Here is an 18,916-nt window from a genome sequence, read left to right on the forward strand (position 1 = left end):
GACCGAGGCACGGACCGGACACCGGCGGCCGCGGCGACGGCGCGGGGCACGGCCGAAGGTGGGGCCTACTCCCGATTCGGCAGGCCGGGACAGGTGGTGACCGCCCTCCGAATCGCCAGGCCCCGGCTCAGCCCGTTCCCCCGGGAACCGCGAGCGCACCGCCCGGCGCTCTCCTAGCTGGTGACCGCCAGGGCGAGGGGCAGCACGGCGGGGGCTCCGGCGTGGCGGAGCATGGCGGCTCCCAGGGTCATCGTCCAGCCCGTGTCGATCCGGTCGTCGACCAGCAGGAGCGGTCCCTCGGCCGAGGCGACGGCCGCGCCCAGGGCGGAGGGCATGGCGAGGGTGCCCCGGATCGCCTGGACCCGCTGCGCGCTGTTGAACTGCCGTCCCGGCGAGCCCGACCGGTAGCCGAGATCGCCCAGATAGGACAGGCGCCCCACCTGGGCCAGCCGCTCGGCCAGGCTGCGGACGAGCTGCGGACGGCTGCCCGAGGGCACCGCGACCACGCCCACCGGGCGCTGCGCCCACTCCCAGGACGACAGCACCTTGACCATGGCGGCGAAGACGTCGTCGGGGATCGGCCCGTCGGAGGCGCCATCGGCCAGCAGGCCGCGCAGGCGGTTGCCCCAGCCGATGTCGGTGAGCCTGCCCAGCACCCGCCCCGGCTCGGCGCCCAGTTCCGGCCTGATCCGGCCCTTGAGATCGGTCAGCCCCGTCGGCCACTGCCTGCGCGCCTCGACCTCCACCCCGGGCCTGCGGAGCCGGTCGGCCGCCGAACGCACGGCCTGGGAGTCCACCTCGGGTGAGCGGTGCGCGCCGGTGCAGTTGTCGCAACGCCCGCACGGGGCGGCGGTGTCGTCGTCCAGGCGGCGGCGGAGGAACTCCTCGCGGCAGCCGTTGGTGTCGAGGTAGTCGAGCATGGCCTGTTGCTCGGCCTCCCGCTCGGCGGCGACCCTGGCGTAGCGCGGGGCGTCGTACTCCCAGGGCTCGCCGGTGAACTCCCAGCCGCCCTTGACCCGGCGCACGGCGCCGTCGACGTCGAGGACCTTCAGCATGGTCTCCAGCCGGCTCCGGCTGAGATCCACCCGGTTCTCCAGGGCGGCCGTGGACATCACTCCGCTCTCCTCCAGCGCGGCCAGCACGGCCCGCACGACGGGCTCCGGCGGAAAGGCCAGCGAGGCGAAGTACGCCCAGATGTCGCGGTCCTCGGCGCCGGGCAGCAGGATCACCTCTGCCCGCTCGACCCCGCGGCCCGCTCTGCCGACCTGCTGGTAGTAGGCCACCGGGGACTGCGGGGCCCCGACGTGGATGACGAAGCCCAGGTCGGGCTTGTCGTAGCCCATGCCGAGCGCGGAGGTCGCGACCAGCGCCTTGATCTTGTTGTCCAGCAGCGCCTGCTCGGCGGCGAGCCGCTCGCTCTGTTCGGTCTGCCCGGAATAGGCGACCACCTCGTGGCCCTGCTCGCGCAGGTAGGCGGCGATCTCCTGGGCGGCGGCCACGGTGAGCGTGTAGACGATGCCGGAACCTGGGAGCTCGTGCAGCGTGCTCGCGAGCCAGGCCAGGCGCTGCTCGGCGCCGCGCAGGCGCACAACCTCGAGATGGAGGCTGTCTCGCTCCAGCGCGCCGCGCAGCACCAGCGTCTCCTCGCCCATCTGCTCGGCGACGTCGCGGGTGACCCTGGCGTTGGCCGTGGCGGTGGTCGCGAGGATCGGCACCCCCTCGGTGAGCTCCCCGAACAGCGTGCGCAGCCGCCGGTAGTCGGGACGGAAGTCATGGCCCCAGTCAGAGATGCAGTGCGCCTCGTCGACCACGATCAGGCCCGCGCTCTCGGCCAGTTCGGGCAGCACGTGGTCGCGGAAGTCGGGGTTGTTGAGCCGCTCGGGGCTGACCAGCAGCACGTCGACCTCACCCTCGGCGACCTGGTTGTAGATCTGCTCCCACTCCTCGGGGTTGGCCGAGTTGATCGTGACCGCGTTGATCCCGGCACGCTCGGCGGCGGCGATCTGGTTGCGCATCAGGGCCAGCAGCGGGGACACGATGACGGTGGGCCCCTCACCCAGCTCGCGCAGGAGCGCGGTGGCGATGAAGTAGACAGCCGACTTGCCCCAGCCGGTGCGCTGCACCACGAGCACCCGGCGCCGGTCCATGACCAGTGCCCTGATGGCCGACCACTGGTCCTCGCGCAGCCGGGCGTGCTCCCCGGCGAGCGCCCGCAGCCGCCCCTCGGCCTCTTCTCGCAGCATCTGCTCTTCGCTCACCGGTCATTGGTACCAGGTCCAGCCGACTGTTTCACTCCGGACTCCGTCGGCGCCCTCCGCCCGGGCGGCGTCGCGCGGTGATGACAGAACCTTGACCGAACCGCCGGAGCCTCTTCGGTTCCACTCGCGACCACCGATAGGACAGTGGGATCACCAACCGGGCACACCAGGGAGAATCGCGCTCCACCCACATGCCGAACCTCAGCAGACTGCGCGCCGACACGGTGGCGGGGATCACGACGGCCTGCGTCGTCCTGCCCCAGGCGGTGGCCTACGCCACCATCGCCGGGCTGCCCGTGCAGGCGGGCCTGTACTGCGCGCTGGTCCCGATGATCGCCTACGCGCTGCTCGGCACCTCACGTCCGCTGTCGGTCAGCACCACCTCGACCCTGTCCGCGCTGACGGCGGCCGCCCTCGCGGCGACGCCCCCGGGGACCGCGCCGATGACGGCCGCCTCGACGCTGGCCGTGCTGACCGGGGTGATCCTGCTGGCCGCGAGCGTCCTGCGCCTGGGGTTCCTCGGCGACTTCATCTCCGACCCGGTGATGACCGGCCTGAAGAGCGGGATCGGCCTGACCATCGCGGCCGGCCAGCTCGGTACGGTGATCGGCGTCCACGCGGAGGGGACCAAGGTCTTCGACCGGCTGCTCTCCGCGGCCGGCAGGCTGGGTGAGGCCAACGTGCCGACGATGCTCGTGGCGGCCGGGGTGATACTGCTGCTCGTCGTGCTTCGGCGGTTGCCCCATGTACCGGGCCCGCTGGTGGCGGTGACGGTCGTCACGCTGATCAGCTTCCTGGCGCACCTGTCCTCGTACGGCGTGGCCACGATCGGCAGGGTGCCCAGCGGCCTGCCGCCCCCGCTCCTGCCCGACCTCGGCCTGGTCAGGACACTGGCGCCGATGGCCCTCGGCATGGCACTGCTCGCCTTCGTGGAGTCGATCAGCGCGGCGAGGATCTTCCGGCACCGCGACGACCCGCCGCTCGACGCCGACCGGGAACTGCTCGCACTCGGACTGGCGAACGCCCTGGGCGGGATCTTCCGTGCCTATCCGGCGGCGGGTGGAATGACGCAGAGCGAGATGAACGACGCCTCCGGGGCCCGGAGCCAGCGGGCCGAGATCGTGACCGCGCTCTGCACCGCGGTGGTGCTGCTCCTCCTCGCCCCGGCCCTGGCCCCGCTGCCCACGGCCGTCCTGGGCGGGATCGTGCTGACCATCGCGGCACGCCTGGTCGACGTCCATGGGCTGGCGGCGATCTGGCGGGCCAGCCGGCCGGAGTTCGCGCTCGCCTGCGTCACGATGCTGGTGGCGGTCGGCCTCGGCATCATGCAGAGCGTGCTGGCCGCGGTCGTGATCTCGATACTCCTGCTGCTGCACCAGGTGGACAACCCGCCGATCTACCCCTTGGGCCGCGATCCGGAGTCGGGGGCCTATCGCGACCTCAGGCGTCACCCGTCGGACGAGACCGAGCCGGGGCTGCTGATCGTGCGTATCGAAAGCCGCCTGTACTTCGCCAACGCCCGGCGGGTGGCGGATCGGGTGAGAGCGCTCATCGAGGCCACCACCCCCCTGCCCCGCGCGGTGCTCCTCGACCTGACCGGCGTGCCTGGCATGGATCTCACCTCGGTGTCGGCGGCCAAGGAGTTCTACGGCCTGGTGCGACAGCACGGCATCGACCTGTGGATCGCCCTCGACAGCCTCCAGCCCCTTGAGCTCCTCGGGCGTATGGGCATCGGGGGGTGGCTGTCCGACCGGGGACGGCTGCACCCTGACGTGAAGGCCGCCGTCGCGGCCTACCGCGCCCGCGGCTCCTAGACGCTGCCTCTTGGATCTGCCGCCCACCACGGTCGGGCGGCGCCTCGCCGCGTTGTCGTCGGTCACCACGGCGAGACCCGCCGGGCAGAGCCTAGACGTCCAGGTGTTCGGGGAAGGCGTTGATCGTCACCCGGTGCATGCGGCGGCGCTCGGTGTAGTCGGCGACCGCGTAGTGCTGGGTGCTCCGGTTGTCCCAGAAGGCCAGCGTGCCCGGCCGCCAGTTGAGCCGGACCTGGTATTCGGGAGAGCGGATGTGGTCGATCAGGTAGGGCAGCAACGCCTCGTTCTCCCGGTCGGACAACCCCACCAGCCGCGTGGTGGAGGAGCGGTTGACGAACAGCGCCTTGCGTCCGGTCTCGGCGTGCGTGCGCACCACGGGACGCTCGATCGGCGGCCACTTGGCCTGGACCTGCTCCAGGTCGAAGTCGTGCCCCTTGGAAATGGCCTTCTTCATCGAGGCCGTGATGTCGTGGATCGCGGTGAGCTCGTCGCAGAGCCGCTGGATGGGCGGAGAGAGCGTCTCGTAGGCCAGCTGGGCGTTGGCCCAGAGGGTGTCACCGCCGACGGAGGGCAGTTGCACGCAGCGCAGCAGCGAGCCCATCGGCGGAACCGGCTCGAAGGTGTTGTCGCTGTGCCACTCGTCGCCCCCCTCGCCCTTGGGGTCGGTCTGGTCGAGGACGTGGATGGCGGTGCCGCCGTCCTTCTTGAAGGCGGGGTGGTTGATCGAGCCGAAGTTCTCCGCGAAGCGGATGTGCTCTTCGTCACTGATGTGCTGGTCACGGAAGAAGAGGACCTTGTGCTCCACCCAGCCGCGCCGGATCTCCTGGACCTCCCCCTCCGACAGTGGCTTGCGCAGGTCGACACCGTTCACCTCGGCGCCGATGTGCCTGGTCACGGGTTTGAACTCGATCATCTTCGGACGCCCTCCATCGTGGCCGCACGGCATTCGTGAAGGTTAGGTCATCCTTACCTAGCCCTCTTTTCGAGCCTAGCCCGATCCACTAAAACAAGCAATTGCTTGGTAAAGCATACGTTCCGGGCCGGCGCCGGTCGAGGGTGAACCCCGCCCGCCGCGGACACCCTCGCCAGGAGGTCACGCCGGGCCGGCGGGGAGCGAGGGAGCTGGCAGGCTCCGCGCCATGGTTTGATGCATCCACTATGGACGTCACCACCTGGTATCTCGAACAGACCTCACGCTCGGACCTGCTGCCCGCCAAGTCGCCGTCGATCGAGGTCGACGTCGTGCACGCCGAGGTGCCCTCGCCCGAGTTCAGCCGGTTCCTCAGCACGGCCGTCGGCGGAGAATGGCACTGGACCAACCGGCTGCCGTGGACCTGGCGGGAGTGGAGCGACTGGCTGGAGAGCGGCGTGGAGACGTGGGTGGCCTATCACCGCGGCACCCCCGCGGGCTACGTCGAGCTCGCCCCCCAGGACGGCGCGGCGGTCGAGATCACCTGCTTCGGCCTCCTGCCGTGGGCGATCGGCAGAGGCGTCGGCGGCCGTCTGCTGGAGGTCGGCACCGCCAGGGCCTGGGACCTGGCCGACCGGCAGCCCGGCCGGGAGCCGACCCGGCGGGTGTGGCTGCACACCTGCTCCCTCGACAGCCCGGTGGCGCTCGCCAACTATCAGGCCCGCGGCTTCAGGATCTACGACACCAGGTTGAACGTGCCCGGCGACGAGCACGAGGGAGAGACCCCCGGCCCCTGGCCCGGGGCGGGCCCCAGGACCCGCGACACCCCCTGATACCCCCTGACACCCCGCCCGGAACGGCGGTAGCCCTCGGCGGCAGGCCAGGGAAGGCCCGAAGGTGTCGGATGAGCTGGGTATGGTATCGAGTCTCGGTACCATACCCGGCTTCCCGCCGGACGCCCCGGCCCGAGGCTTCCCGGGGAGCCGGTGCGGACGGTTCGACCACGAAGACAGAAGGAGGATGCGCCTCCCCCTCGGCCTGACGGCCGGGGCGCGCGCGCAGGAAATCAGATGGCTCGACGGACGACCACACCCCCGACCGACGAGGGCTTCGAGGAGCGGATCGTCGACATCGACGTTTCCACCGAGATGCGCACCAGCTTCCTCGAATATGCATATTCGGTCATCTACCAGCGTGCACTGCCGGACGCCAGGGACGGCCTCAAGCCGGTCCAGCGCCGCATCCTCTACTCGATGAGCGAGATGGGCCTGCGGCCCGACCGGGGCCACGTCAAGTCCTCGCGCGTCGTCGGCGACGTGATGGGCAAGCTCCACCCGCACGGCGACACCGCCATCTACGACGCGCTGGTCCGGATGGCCCAGCCGTTCTCGATGCGCCTGCCGCTCATCGACGGGCACGGCAACTTCGGCTCCCCCGACGACATGCCCGCCGCGATGCGCTACACCGAGGCCCGGCTGGCCTCGGCTGCCATGGCCGTGGTCCAGTCGATCGACGAGGACACCGTCGATTTCAAACCCAACTACGACGGTCAGGAGACCGAGCCCACGGTCATGCCGTCGGCCTTCCCCAACCTGCTGGTCAACGGGGCCACCGGCATCGCGGTCGGGATGGCCACCAACATGGCGCCGCACAACCTCGTCGAGGTCGTCGCCGCCGCCCGCCACCTGATCAAGAAGCCGGATGCGACGCTCGACGACCTGATGCGGTTCGTCCCCGGCCCCGACCTGCCCACCGGCGGCACGATCATCGGCCTCGACGGCATCCGCGACGCGTACGCCAAGGGCCGTGGCACCTTCCGGATGCGCGCCAAGTGCGCCATCGAGCAGGTCAGCCCCCGCCGCAAGGGCATCGTCGTCACCGAACTGCCCTTCAACGTCGGCCCCGAGCGCGTGGTCACCAAGATCAGGGAGCTGGTCACCGCCAAGAAGCTCCAGGGTATCTCCGACCTCAAGGATCTCAGCGACCGGCACAAGGGCCTCCGCCTGGTCATCGAGATCAAGAACGGCTTCATCCCCGAGGCCGTGCTGGAGGAGCTCTATCGGCTCACCCCGATGGAGGAGACCTTCGGCATCAACAACGTCGCGCTGGTCGACGGCGAGCCGCGCACGCTGGGCCTGCGCGAACTGCTCCAGGTCTACGTCGACCACCGTGTCGACGTGGTCCGCCGCCGTTCGCTGTACCGCAGGCGCAAGCGCGAGGAGCGGCTGCACCTCGTCGAGGGTCTCATCGTCGCCCTGCTCAACATCGACGAGGTGATCCGGGTCATCCGTTCCTCCGATGACTCCGCCCAGGCCCGCGAGCGCCTGACGCAGGCTTTTCAGCTGTCGGAGATCCAGGCCAACTACATCCTCGACACCCCGCTGCGCCGCCTGACCCGCTACGACAAGCTGGAGCTCGACCGCGAGAGCCAGACGCTGCGCGACGAGATCGCCGAGCTGACCGCGATCCTGTCCTCTGACGACAGGCTCCGCAAGGTCGTCTCCGACGAGCTCGCCCAGATCTCCAAGACCTTCGGCACCCCGCGCCGCACGGTGCTGCTGGAGTCCTCCGGGGTGGCGAGGAACGTCTCGGTTCCCCTGGAGGTCGCCGACGACCCCTGCCTGGTGCTGTTCTCGTCCACCGGACTGCTGGCCCGCACGACCGACGCCTCGCCGCTGGCCGGCGACGGTGACCGCTCGGCCCACGACGTGCTGGTCTCCGCGGTGCGGAGCACGGTCAGGGGCGAGGTGGGCGTGGTCACCAACCAGGGGCGGATGATCCGGGTCCAGGTGGTCGACCTGCCCACGCTGCCCCGCTCGGCCAACCCGCCGTCGCTGTCCGGAGGCCACCCGGTCACCGAGTACGTCACCTTCAACCCGGGTGAGACCGTCGTCGGCATCGGCTCGCTCGACCCCGACGGGCCCGGCCTGGCACTGGGCACCGCGCAGGGTGTGGTCAAACGGGTCGTCCCCGACTACCCGGCCAACCGCGACGACTTCGAGGTCATCGGCCTCAAGGACGGCGACACCGTGGTGGGCGCGGTGGAGCTGATGAGCGAGGACCACGACCTGGTCTTCATCACCTCCGAGGCCCAGCTGCTGCGCTACCCCGCCTCCGTGGTCCGCCCTCAGGGCCGCCCGGCGGGGGGCATGGCCGGCGTGCGGCTGGACGGAGACGCCGTGGTGATCTGGTTCGGTGTGGTCGACCCCTCCCGCGAGTCGCAGGTCGTGACGATCGCCGGATCCTCGACCGCACTACCGGGCACCCAGATCGGTGGCGCCAAGATCTCCGACTTCGCCGAATACCCGCCGAAGGGCCGCGGCACCGGCGGTGTCCGCGTCCAGCGGTTCCTCAAGGGCGAGGACGTCCTGCTGCTCGCCTGGGCGGGTCCCGGCCCGGCCCGCGCGGTCTCGGCCGTCGGCAAGCCCGTGCCGCTTCCCGAGGAGCTGGGCCGCCGCGACGGCTCCGGGGTCCGGCTCACCCACACGGTGTCGGCCGTGGGCGGCTCTCTGTGCGCCGAGGACGGCCCGCAGGACCAGGGGGAGGCCACCTCCCCGGAATGATCCTCATCCCCCGCGCAGGACCCCGAGGAGCCCCCGTCAGGACGACGGGGGCTCCTCGGGGCCGGCGGGGATGACGGGTCCCGCGAGGCCACCCGGCAGGTCTCGGCTTTCGGGGTGCACTCGGGATCTCAGGTGAGCGCCCCCTGAAGTGCGAACCTGATGGCCATCAGCAACTGCCAGGGCTCACCCGACTCCCAGAAGCGGATGACCCGGGCCACTCGATCCGGCGGATCGAACCCGCCGGCCCCGTACGGCCCGAAACACCCCGCCTCCACGAGGACGGCCACGAACGGGTCGTCCTCCTTCAGGGACCGGGTGTAGGCCGCCGCGTCGAGCAGGGCCAGCGCCGAGCGCGCGTTGCGCCCTCCGTCCCTGGACTCCACCCGGTCCAGCTTCCGCCTGCCCTGGTCACGGAGATAGTCGGCCAGCGATTCCGTCCTGCTCATTACCCTCTCCACCTCCCGGACTTCGAGTGACGACATCATCACTCAATGTCAGTTCGAGCGGTGGGATCTTGGTGAAGTCGTCACCTGAGGCGCCCCCGACAACTCTCGCTAAACAGGCATGCCGCATCATTAGTCCGTTAGCTCCATCGACCGAGGGATACGTACGTGAGTGCCTTTGACGACCTGCTGGCCGCCAACGAGGAGTTCTCCGCCACGTTCACCGACGCGGAACTGACCGGCAAGGCCGCTCGTGGCCTTGCGGTGGTCACCTGCATGGACTCCCGGATCGATCCGCTGGGTCTCTTCGGCCTGAAACCGGGCGACGCCAAGATCCTCCGCAACGCCGGCGCCAGGGTGACCGACGACGTGCTGCGCACGCTCGTCCTGGCGGTCAACCTGCTGGCGGTGGAACGGGTGCTGGTCATGCCGCACACCGACTGCGGCATGACCAAGGTCACCGACGACGAGGTACATGCGATCGCCGCCCGCCGGGGTGTCGACACCCGGAGTCTGGACTTCCACACCGTCCCCGACCAGGACGCGGCGCTACGCCACGACCTCATCCGGATCAGGACCAGCCCGTTCCTTCCGGCGGGCATGCCGGTGGGCGGCGCCATCTACGACGTGCGCACCGGCAAGCTGATGCCGGTCGAGATCTGAGCCTCGGGTCCCGGCCCCGTCGCGGCCCACGGCCCGCCGGACCGCCCCGCTACGCGTCGATGTGGTCGCGGTCGATCTCGGCCGAGCTGCTCACGATGAACTCCCGGCGCGGGGCCACGTCGCTGCCCATCAGGAGGGCGAAGATACGCTCGGCCTCCTCGATGTCCTGGATGCGCACCCTGCGCAGGGTGCGGTGGCGGGGCTCCATGGTCGTCTCGGCCAACTGGTCGGCGTCCATCTCGCCCAGGCCCTTGTACCGCTGGACCGGGTCCTTCCAGCGCTTACCCCTGCGCTCCAGATCACGCAGCACCTTGTGCAGCTCGGCGTCGGAGTAGCAGTAGACGTACTTGCCGTGACCGCGGCTGGGGTTGATGACCTCGATCCGATGCAGCGGCGGCACGGCGGCGAAAACGCGCCCGGCCTCGACCATCGGCTTCATGTAGCGGTGGAACAGGGTCAGCAGCAGACAGCGGATGTGCGCCCCGTCGACGTCGGCGTCGGCCATCAGGATGACCTTGCCGTAGCGAGCCGCCTCGATGTCGAAGGATCGGCCGGAACCCGCCCCGATCACCTGGATGATCGCGGCACACTCGGCGTTCTTGAGCATGTCCGCGACGGACGCCTTCTGCACGTTCAGGATCTTGCCCCGGATCGGCAGCAGCGCCTGGAACTCCGAGTCGCGGGCCGCGCGGGCGGTGCCCAGCGCCGAGTCACCCTCGACGATGAACAGCTCGCTGCGGTCGACCTCGTCACTACGGCAGTCGACCAGCTTGGCGGGGAGCGCCGAATTCTCCAGGGCGGTCTTGCGGCGCTGGTTGTCGCGGTGCTCCCGGGCGGCGATACGGGCCTTGGCCGCCGCGACGATCTTCTCCAGGGCCGCACGGAGCTGCGGCTTCACAGTGCGCGACGGGTTGGCGAGCAGTTCCTTGAGCTCACGCGAGACGACGTGGGCGACGATCCGGGAGGCCGCCGAGGTGCCCAGGACCTCCTTGGTCTGGCCCTCGAACTGCGGCTCGGGCACCCGGACGGTCACCACCGCGGTGAGACCCTCCATGATGTCCTCGCGGGTGACCGGGGCGTCGCCGTTCTTGAGCAGACGGGTCTCGCGCAGTTGCTCGTTCAGGGTGCGGACGAGGGCGCGCTCGAAGCCGTTGACATGGGTGCCGCCCTTGGGGGTGGCGATCACGTTGACGAAGGACCTGACCGTGCTGTCGTAGCCCTTGCCCCAGCGCACCGCCACGTCGACGGTGAGCTCGCGCTGGACCTCGGTCGGGGTCATGTGCCCCAGGTCGTCGAGGACGGGGACCGTCTCGTGGAAGTGGCCCGAGCCCTGCAGGCGCAGCACCTCGCAGACCGCCTCGTCGCGGGCGAGGAACTCGGTGAACTCCGAGATGCCGCCGTCGAAGTGGAACTCCTCCTCGACCGCCTCCTCGCCGCGGCTGTCACGCACGGCCAGGGTCAGGCCGGGGACCAGGAACGCGGTCTGGCGCAGGCGGACATGGATCTCGTCGAGGGAGACCTCGGCCTCGGGGAGGAAGATCTGGTGGTCGACCCAGAAGCGCACGCGGGTGCCGGTGACCTTCTTCGCGACGGCGCCTCCGTCACGCAGCCCCGACTTCTTCTTGAACTTGGCCTTGGGCCCGTCGCCCTCGAAGACGCCGGGAACGCCCCTGCGGAAGCTGATCTCGTGGATCCGGCCGTCACGGTCGACCTCGACGTCCAGCCGCGAGGAGAGGGCGTTGACCACGGAGGCGCCGACGCCGTGCAGGCCACCGGAGGCGCCGTAGGAACCGCCGCCGAACTTCCCGCCGGCGTGCAGCTTGGTGTAGACGAGCTCGACGCCCGCCAGACCGCTCTTGGGCTCGACGTCGACGGGGATGCCCCGGCCGTTGTCACGGACCTCGATGGAGCCGTCGGCGTGGAGTTCGACCTCGATCCGGGTGCAGTAGCCGGCCAGGGCCTCGTCGACCCCGTTGTCCACGATCTCCCACAGGCAGTGCATGAGACCGCGGCTGTCGGTCGACCCGATGTACATACCGGGGCGCTTACGGACGGCTTCGAGCCCCTCCAGCACCGACAGGTGGCGGGCCGTATAACCCGTCTCCGCGCTAACTGCGGTCACACCCACTCCCAGCTCTGTCGAACACGTGTGCGCAGCTTACCGTTCTTCCCGCCACGACGCGTACAAGCTTGCCATCCGGTGGACAACGGCGTTACATCCAGCGTGATCATCGTTACTTTCGGCCGCTTTCCGCTCTGGGCGTAGCAGGGGGTCGATTGGGAACGTTCGTATCGGGTTAGATGTTCTCTCAAGTGACTGACGCCAGATCCTCCACCTCAGGGGATGACCTGAAAGGCGATACGTGACTGGAACCCTCGCCCCCGCCAAGCAGCTGACCGCTGCGGACCGCTGTGACCGGTGCGGCGCCCAGGCCTACATCCGCGCGACCCTGCCCGTAGGTGGGGAGCTGCTGTTCTGCGCCCACCACGGGCGTCAGCACGTAGCCGTGCTGAGAGACAAGGGTGCCAACATCCAGGACGAGTCTGCGCGTCTCAGTGACGCTCCGGCAACGGCAGGCAACGACGAACGATAACCAGACGGATGGAGCCGTCATCGGACCCGATAGTGATATCGGCCCGCCACGGTGAAGCCATGGCGCTCGTAGAGCGTCCTGGCCACCGTGTTCGACTCCACCACTACTAAATATGCCCGCTGCGTGCCCTGCTCTCGCGCATGTGTGAGCAGGGCGCGTAACACCTTCCCTCCGTGGCCCTTGCGCCGCGCGTGCGGCACCACGGCCATGGAGTAGATCCCGAACCACTCCCCCTGGGCCACACCCCGCCCCACGGCCTCCTCACCGAGCGAGGCGTACGTGGCGGGCACACCGGTGAGGATCCGCGCGGCCGTCGCCAGACCGTCGCCGCCGAACCTCCCGTCCACGCTCCACCAGGCGTCCAGCCATGCCCGCGAGGGCGCTTCGGCGAGATCGACCTCCTCCCGCGACGCGCCGCCGTTCCCGGGCGCCTCGGGCACCAGATTCGCCGTCATGACCAGCGTTGGATCCACCACCCGATAGCCACGCGCGTGCAGCAACGCGTCCAGGCCGGGTGTGGCGCCACCTCCCACCGAGAAGACGCAGGGCAGGCCCCGGTCGGCGTAGAACTTCTCCGCCACCTCGACGCCCGCCTCCAGATCCCCCGGCTCCCCCAGCGGCAGCACGGAGTTGGCCCGCTTGGTCACCCCGTACGCCGCACGCAGGATCCAACCACCCGCGTCCAGCCGGTGAATCGCCGGCCATGCCTGGTCGACCAGCCGGTCAAAGACCTCAACGATCATGTTGCAGGATCCTAACCCCTCGGTCGCCGCACTACGCTCGGTGAATGTGCTGATTCTGCTACCTCCGTCCGAGGGAAAGGCCGCGCTGGGTGACGGCCCCGCCCTCAACCTGTCCCGGCTGAGTTTCCCCGCCCTCGCCCCGTCCAGGCGACGCGTCCTGGACGCGCTCACCGCCCTGTGCGAGGGTCCCGCCGCGCGGGAGGTGCTCGGACTGTCGCCAGGACAGGCAGGTGAGATCGGCAAGAACCTGCTTCTGCGCACCGCGCCCACGCTGGCCGCGGCCGACCTGTACACCGGCGTGCTCTACGACAATCTTCACCTGGCCTCGCTCTCCCCCGAGGCCGCCGCGCGGGCCTCGGAAAGTCTGCTGATCTTCTCCGGCCTATGGGGTCTCCTGCGGATCAGCGACCGGGTACCCCCGTATCGGCTGTCGATGGGGGTGCGACTGCCGCCGCTCGGCGGTCTTGGCGCCTTCTGGCGCCGATCGGTCACCCCGCTGCTCGACGCCGAGCCCGGTCTGGTGGTGGATCTGCGCTCGGGCACCTACGCGGCGGCGTGGCAGCCGGGCGGCAGGGCGGTGGCGGTGCGGGTACTCAAGGAGGGGAAGGTCGTCAGCCACATGGCGAAGGCCACTCGCGGCGTCATAGCCCGCTCGCTGCTGGAGGGGGGCATCGATCCACAGAGCCCCGAGGAGCTCACGAAGATCCTGGACCACCTTGGGCACTCCGTCACTCTGTGTCCACCTCCCGGGGGGAGGCAGTCATGGATACTTAACGTAACGGTGTGATATTCGCCACATTTCCCTTATAGCCCCACACCAAGACCTGACGGACCCGGTTCACGCCGGGACAAGGCGGAGCCGCCCACAGGCCCGCTCGAACTGCTGAGCGGGATCACCCAGATAGGACCACGGCAGCCGGCTGACCCTGCCCCCCGTACGTGTCAGGTGTCCACGCGCGGGCCTGCGCAGGTCGGCCAGGTAAAAGGCGGCCCCGAACAGGTTGTGCGCCTCTATCGATCGTGGATGGCTGTCGCCGCCCAGCCAGCGGCCCGCGTGCGAGACGATCTCGCGCAGCGCTCCGTCCGAGAACCAGCCTCCGCGTGACATCGGTGACCGCTCGGCGGCCACCTGCTCGAAGTGCGCCAGCGGCAGCAGGGCCGCCATCGGGTCCCCGTCGGGCGCCTGCGACACGGCCTGCCTGGCGAACTCCAGCATCTCCTGGGCGCTGCCGCCCCAGGCCGGGGACAACGTCATGAGCCTGGCCACATTGGCCGGGAACAGCGTCGGATAACGGCGAACGGCTTCAAACCAGACCGCGTCCTTCTCCTGACGCGGCCGGTCGAGGCCGAGATAGAGCCACATGATCGACTCCCAGGGCACCGGATCGGACGGCACGAGCGCCGCCGCGGTGAAAAGCGGCTGCCTGGCTCTCTCCATCGCCGCCTGGAACGCCTGCAGACGCTGCGCCTGCACGGCCCGGGCCTTGACATCCGGCTTGATCGTCCAGGCTTCCTCAATGCGGGTACGCCCGAGCCAGAGCCACAGGTCGGGGTTGGTCCGGTCATGGAGCGCCAGCGCCTCAATGGCGCCACTGTGACCGACTGCCGCCCTGGCCAGCGCCTCGACCCTGAGCGCGCGCCTCTCCGGATCACCTCGGGCCGCGCCGAGCGTGAACCTACCGCTCTCGAACACCCTCCGGCGCACCGCGGCGACCGCGTCGTCGAGCATCACGTCCGCCCACGGACGATCGACGATCACCCGCAGCCTCCGGGCGCGAATCCTGTCAACTTCGGCCACACCCATGAGGCGGGAGCCTAGAAGTTCGTTTCACACCCTGTGCTACCGACCTGTTACACCGGCGTTAATGACGTAGGGCCCGCACCGGACAGTGCGGGCCCTCTGTCAGAGAATCTCAGTCAAGGTAGTCGCGCAGGACCTGCGACCGAGACGGGTGGCGGAGCTTGGACATGGTCTTGGACTCGATCTGCCGGATGCGCTCGCGCGTCACCCCGTAAACCTTGCCGATCTCGTCCAGCGTCTTCGGCTGGCCGTCGGTCAGGCCGAAACGCATCGAGACCACGCCCGCCTCGCGCTCGGACAACGTGTCCAGAACGGAATGGAGCTGCTCCTGCAGGAGCGTGAAGCTGACCGCGTCGGCGGGGACGATGGCCTCGGAGTCCTCGATGAGGTCACCGAACTCGCTGTCCCCCTCCTCACCCAGCGGGGTGTGCAGGGAGATCGGCTCGCGACCGTACTTCTGGACCTCGACGACCTTCTCGGGGGTCATGTCGAGCTCGCGGGCCAACTCCTCGGGAGTGGGCTCGCGCCCCAGGTCCTGAAGCATCTGCCGCTGGACGCGGGCCAGCTTGTTGATCACTTCGACCATGTGGACCGGAATGCGGATGGTCCGCGCCTGGTCGGCCATGGCTCGGGTGATCGCCTGGCGGATCCACCAGGTGGCGTAGGTGGAGAACTTGTAGCCCTTGGTGTAGTCGAACTTCTCCACCGCGCGGATCAGGCCCAGGTTGCCCTCCTGGATCAGGTCCAGGAAGAGCATGCCGCGGCCGGTGTAACGCTTGGCCAGCGAGACCACGAGCCGGAGGTTGGCCTCCAACAGGTGGTTCTTGGCCCGGCGGCCGTCCTCGGCGATCCACTCCAGCTCGGCGCGGACGTCGACCGGGAGCCTCTCACCATCGGTTCCCAGCTGCTCCTCGGCGAACAGACCGGCCTCGATCCGCTTTGCGAGCTCGACCTCCTGCTCCGCGTTGAGCAGGGGGACCTTGCCGATCTGCTTGAGGTAGTCCTTGACCGGGTCGGCGGTGGCACCGGCGGCGGCGACCTGCGGCACCGGGGCGTCATCGTCGTCATCGGAAAGGATGAGGACCTCGTCCTCGTTGACCTCGACGGCCTCGGCCTTGGGCTCCTCCTCGGTCTCGGTCTCGGCCTCGGCTTCCACCTCGACCTCGACCTCGACCTCGGCGACGGCCTCCAGGTCGAAGTCCTCAAGCTCGACGTCCTCGAGCTCGATGACCTCGTCGTCATCGCCGGCGAGCGACTTCGACTCGGCAGCCGGAGCGGCCACCTCGGGACCGGCCTTCTTCGGCGGGGCCGGAACCGGCTTCTTGGCGGCCGGGGCGACTTTCTTGGCCGGCGCCGCGGGCCTCTTGGCCGCGGGGGCGGGCTTCTTGGCCGCTGCCGCGGGCTCGGAACCACCGACGACCGCGGTGACGGTCTCCGGCTGCTCCTTGGCCGCCGCGGCGGTCTTGGTCTTCTTGACGGCGGCGGGCGCGGCCGGGGCAGTGCGGCGCTTGGCCGGAGTGCGGGACTTCTTGGGAGCCGCGGAGTCCTCGGCAGTCAGCCGTACGGTGATGCCCTCTTTGCTGAGGCTTCGCAGGATTCCAGCGACCTGCGCCATCGGAATGTCCGCTTCCTCGACGGCCTTGCGGACATCCTCGGACTCGAGGAACCCCTGCGAGCGCCCCCGCTCCATCAGCTGCTGAATGACGGGCTCGTTCAGCTCGGATGGCTTCGAGCGAGTCGAACTTGCAGGCGACACGAACACCTCTCGAAGGAAAGCGAGACGAGAATGGACCCAGATGCCCAACTAGGGGCACTTCTACCTCTAGTTGTGGTTAGCGAGGCCGCGCGAACCGCGACGCACCTGTCCAGCATTGTGGCATGACACCGTGATCCATACGGCCGCCTCCTGGCGGTTGCCCTCCACCCTAGGCCGACCAAGAGAGTAGTGCGTACGGAAGCGAGGCACCGATACCCGAAAGCAACCGTTATGACTGTTTCATTCAGTCACTCTTCGTGGCGGCTGGAACGTGAATCGCGAGCACCGTGACGTCGTCATCCTGCTCATATCCAGACAACATCCGGTCGACAAGGAAATCTAGCAACATGTGAGGGCTTCCAACCACTTCGGCCGGCGCTTCGGTCACAACAGAGCAAAGATCAGCGAGTCCGGCATCCAGACCACGCTTCCGGTTCTCCACCAGACCGTCCGAATACAGGACGGCGGTGTGGCCCGGCGGGACACAGAACCTGAACTGCCTGCGACTCGTGGGCCAGCCCAGCGGGGTGCCCGGCTCGCCGTCACACAGTATCGGCACGCCCTCGGGGGAGACCAGCAGGGGCGGCGGGTGACCGGCCAGCGCCAGCGTGCCCTCTCCGGTGCCGGGCTCGACGACCATGTAGGCGAGGGTCGTGACCTGCTCCTCCTCCTCGGTCGCCTCGAAGACCCGGTCGAGGCCGGTGAGGACCGCCGCAGGCGGCGGGTTGGTCAACGCCAGTGCCCGCATGGCATTGCGGATGCGGCCCATCCCCGCCGCGGCCTTGACGCCCTTGCCCATGACGTCGCCGACCACCGCCGCGACCCGGCCGTCCTGGAGCACGAACGCGTCGTACCAGTCACCGCCGACCTGCACATGGCGGCTCCCCGAGCGAAACCGCTGGGCGAGGACCAACCCCCTGACCACCGGCAGGCGATCAGGCAGCAGGCTGCGCTGGAGCGTCTCGGCGGTGCGGTGCTCGCGCTCGAACAGGGTGGCCCGCTCCACGGCGAGGGCGCACTGTCCCGCGAGCGCCTCCAGGAACACCCCGTCCTCCTGGGAGATCTTCTGCGGGCGGGTGAAGGAGAATCTCAGTGCCCCGAGCGCACGACCCGCGGCCAGCAGCGGCAGGCCCACCCAGGCCCGCTCGTCGCTGTGGGCGATGAAACCGGTGACGCTGTCGTCATCGCCGCCCGCGTCGACCAGTTGGGACCGCAGGCTGTCCGGCGACTCGGCGAAGACCGGGCGCCGGCTGTTGACCGCCATGGTCATCACGCTGGAGTGTGACAGCGGGATCTCCTCGCCGGGCGCCCCCGGAACATCGGGGATGCCGCCGCTGTTGACCAGCTTCAGCGCGGCCCGGTCGACGTCGAGCAGCGCCACGGCCGACCGGTCGGCGGCCAGCGCCGTACGACCCACGTCGATGATGACCTGGACCACCTGCTCGACGGTGAGCGCCTCGGCGAGCAGCGCCGTGGCGCCCTGCAGGCGCGCGGTCCGCAGGGCCGCGGCGCCGAGCTGGTCGGTCAGGCGGCCCCGCATCTCCTCGGCCTCGCGCTGCGGGGTGACATCGGTGTTGGCTCCCACCCATTCGACGACCCGGTTGTGCCGGATGATCGGGACGGCGCGCACCTCGAAGTGCCGGTAGCCGCTGGCCCGGGTGCGGACCCGGTAGCTCCACTCGAACATGATCCGGCCACGCAGCGCCTCACGCCAGGCCTCCTCGGTGTGCGGGCGATCGTCCGGGTGGACGGCCTCCAGCCAGCCGTGGGTCAGGTACTCCTCCAGCCCCTGGCCGGTGATGGCCCGCCACTGCGGCGCGTCCTCCTCCACCACGCCGTTGGGCGCGGTGATCCAGACCAGCTGGGACTGGGCCTCGACCAGCGAGCGGTATCGCTCCTCGCTGCGCCTGAGATCCTCCTCGACCTGCCTGCTGTCGGTGATGTCGACGCCGACCAGGCAGATCGCGCGCAATGTGCCCTTGTCGTCATGGATCGGGGAGAAGGTCAGCGACCAGTGGTGGGTCTCGCCACCGGCGGTGCGCACCCGGATCCGCTGGTCGACGTCGACCGAGGCTCCCGAGACCATGCTCCGCACCGAGCCCTCGATCAGGGCCGTCAGGTCGGCGGAGAGCAACTCACCGGGGGCCCGGCCGACCAGGCGCTCGGCGGGCAGGCCGACCACGCCGGCGAAGACCTCGTCGACACGCTCGAAGCGACCTTGGGGGTCGAAGAACGCGAAGGCGAACGGCGACTGTGACAGCAGGCCCTGCAGCAGGCCGGAGTCTGAGATGTCCACACCCGACTCCCGGGGACGGGGCACGGAGGTTTCGGCGCTCATGGTCGGCACCTCCGTCGCGTGCCAGGGTCTCCC

Annotated in this window: 14 protein-coding genes; 6 read left to right on the forward strand and 8 right to left on the reverse strand. The window is 69.6% G+C overall.

Annotated elements, in window-relative coordinates; genetic code table 11:
- Positions 1-173: 173 nt before the first annotated feature.
- Positions 174-2,243, reverse strand: a complete 2,070-nt coding sequence (locus IG98_RS0131035; RefSeq protein ID WP_030920220.1) for a RecQ family ATP-dependent DNA helicase — start codon at positions 2,241-2,243, stop codon at positions 174-176.
- 206 nt (positions 2,244-2,449) lie between these two features.
- Between IG98_RS0131035 and IG98_RS0131040 the strand changes: the two genes are divergently transcribed.
- Positions 2,450-4,072 (forward strand): SulP family inorganic anion transporter, encoded by a 1,623-nt coding sequence (locus IG98_RS0131040; RefSeq protein ID WP_030920223.1) that lies wholly within the window; start codon positions 2,450-2,452, stop codon positions 4,070-4,072.
- 91 nt (positions 4,073-4,163) lie between these two features.
- Here the strand turns inward: IG98_RS0131040 and IG98_RS0131045 are convergent, their stop codons facing one another.
- Entirely contained in the window at positions 4,164-4,985 is an 822-nt protein-coding gene (locus IG98_RS0131045; RefSeq protein ID WP_030920226.1) for a TauD/TfdA dioxygenase family protein, read from the reverse strand.
- A gap of 245 nt (positions 4,986-5,230) precedes the next feature.
- Between IG98_RS0131045 and IG98_RS0131050 the strand changes: the two genes are divergently transcribed.
- On the forward strand, positions 5,231-5,815 hold the full coding sequence (locus IG98_RS0131050) for a GNAT family N-acetyltransferase (protein WP_030920229.1): 585 nt from the start codon (positions 5,231-5,233) through the stop codon (positions 5,813-5,815).
- Positions 5,816-6,052: 237 nt separating this feature from the next.
- Positions 6,053-8,545, forward strand: coding sequence for a DNA gyrase/topoisomerase IV subunit A (locus IG98_RS0131055; RefSeq protein WP_030920232.1), 2,493 nt, complete (start codon positions 6,053-6,055; stop codon positions 8,543-8,545).
- Positions 8,546-8,673: 128 nt separating this feature from the next.
- On the opposite strand, the gene IG98_RS0131060 is transcribed toward IG98_RS0131055, so the two are convergent.
- Positions 8,674-8,991, reverse strand: coding sequence for a hypothetical protein (locus tag IG98_RS0131060; RefSeq protein ID WP_030920235.1), 318 nt, complete (start codon positions 8,989-8,991; stop codon positions 8,674-8,676).
- 165 nt (positions 8,992-9,156) lie between these two features.
- Between IG98_RS0131060 and IG98_RS0131065 the strand changes: the two genes are divergently transcribed.
- Positions 9,157-9,651, forward strand: a complete 495-nt coding sequence (locus IG98_RS0131065) for a beta-class carbonic anhydrase (RefSeq protein ID WP_030920238.1) — start codon at positions 9,157-9,159, stop codon at positions 9,649-9,651.
- A 49-nt stretch (positions 9,652-9,700) separates the two neighbouring features.
- Here the strand turns inward: IG98_RS0131065 and IG98_RS0131070 are convergent, their stop codons facing one another.
- Complete coding sequence (locus IG98_RS0131070) at positions 9,701-11,773, reverse strand: DNA gyrase/topoisomerase IV subunit B (protein ID WP_030920240.1); 2,073 nt, start codon at positions 11,771-11,773, stop codon at positions 9,701-9,703.
- Positions 11,774-12,014: 241 nt separating this feature from the next.
- On the opposite strand from IG98_RS0131070, the gene IG98_RS0131075 reads away from it, so the two are divergent.
- Positions 12,015-12,245 (forward strand): DUF7455 domain-containing protein, encoded by a 231-nt coding sequence (locus IG98_RS0131075; RefSeq protein WP_030920243.1) that lies wholly within the window; start codon positions 12,015-12,017, stop codon positions 12,243-12,245.
- A gap of 17 nt (positions 12,246-12,262) precedes the next feature.
- Here the strand turns inward: IG98_RS0131075 and IG98_RS0131080 are convergent, their stop codons facing one another.
- On the reverse strand, positions 12,263-12,988 hold the full coding sequence (locus IG98_RS0131080) for a GNAT family N-acetyltransferase (protein WP_030920245.1): 726 nt from the start codon (positions 12,986-12,988) through the stop codon (positions 12,263-12,265).
- A gap of 46 nt (positions 12,989-13,034) precedes the next feature.
- On the opposite strand from IG98_RS0131080, the gene IG98_RS0131085 reads away from it, so the two are divergent.
- Positions 13,035-13,775 carry a YaaA family protein gene (locus IG98_RS0131085; protein WP_030920247.1) on the forward strand — a complete coding sequence of 247 codons (741 nt, stop codon included), beginning with the start codon at positions 13,035-13,037 and terminating at the stop codon, positions 13,773-13,775.
- 51 nt (positions 13,776-13,826) lie between these two features.
- Here the strand turns inward: IG98_RS0131085 and IG98_RS0131090 are convergent, their stop codons facing one another.
- The 3 genes from IG98_RS0131090 to IG98_RS0131100 form a co-directional block, all read right to left on the reverse strand.
- Complete coding sequence (locus IG98_RS0131090) at positions 13,827-14,747, reverse strand: hypothetical protein (protein WP_245651789.1); 921 nt, start codon at positions 14,745-14,747, stop codon at positions 13,827-13,829.
- A 154-nt stretch (positions 14,748-14,901) separates the two neighbouring features.
- Positions 14,902-16,545 carry an RNA polymerase sigma factor gene (locus IG98_RS0131095; protein ID WP_030920251.1) on the reverse strand — a complete coding sequence of 548 codons (1,644 nt, stop codon included), beginning with the start codon at positions 16,543-16,545 and terminating at the stop codon, positions 14,902-14,904.
- 244 nt (positions 16,546-16,789) lie between these two features.
- A complete protein-coding gene (locus IG98_RS0131100) occupies positions 16,790-18,883 on the reverse strand; it encodes a SpoIIE family protein phosphatase (RefSeq protein WP_030920253.1) in 2,094 nt (697 codons plus the stop codon).
- Between the last annotated feature and the right edge of the window lie 33 nt (positions 18,884-18,916).

Origin of the sequence: Streptosporangium amethystogenes (assembly GCF_000721075.1) — a bacterium.
GTDB lineage: Bacteria > Actinomycetota > Actinomycetes > Streptosporangiales > Streptosporangiaceae > Streptosporangium > Streptosporangium amethystogenes.

Coding starts and splice junctions, on each gene's coding strand:
- IG98_RS0131050 (WP_030920229.1), top strand. CDS start 5,231: ATGGACGTCACCACCTGGTATCTCGAACAGACCTCACGCTCGGACCTG.
- IG98_RS0131100 (WP_030920253.1), bottom strand. CDS start 18,883: ATGAGCGCCGAAACCTCCGTGCCCCGTCCCCGGGAGTCGGGTGTGGAC.
- IG98_RS0131035 (WP_030920220.1), bottom strand. CDS start 2,243: ATGCTGCGAGAAGAGGCCGAGGGGCGGCTGCGGGCGCTCGCCGGGGAG.
- IG98_RS0131040 (WP_030920223.1), top strand. CDS start 2,450: ATGCCGAACCTCAGCAGACTGCGCGCCGACACGGTGGCGGGGATCACG.
- IG98_RS0131060 (WP_030920235.1), bottom strand. CDS start 8,991: ATGAGCAGGACGGAATCGCTGGCCGACTATCTCCGTGACCAGGGCAGG.
- IG98_RS0131055 (WP_030920232.1), top strand. CDS start 6,053: ATGGCTCGACGGACGACCACACCCCCGACCGACGAGGGCTTCGAGGAG.
- IG98_RS0131045 (WP_030920226.1), bottom strand. CDS start 4,985: ATGATCGAGTTCAAACCCGTGACCAGGCACATCGGCGCCGAGGTGAAC.
- IG98_RS0131080 (WP_030920245.1), bottom strand. CDS start 12,988: ATGATCGTTGAGGTCTTTGACCGGCTGGTCGACCAGGCATGGCCGGCG.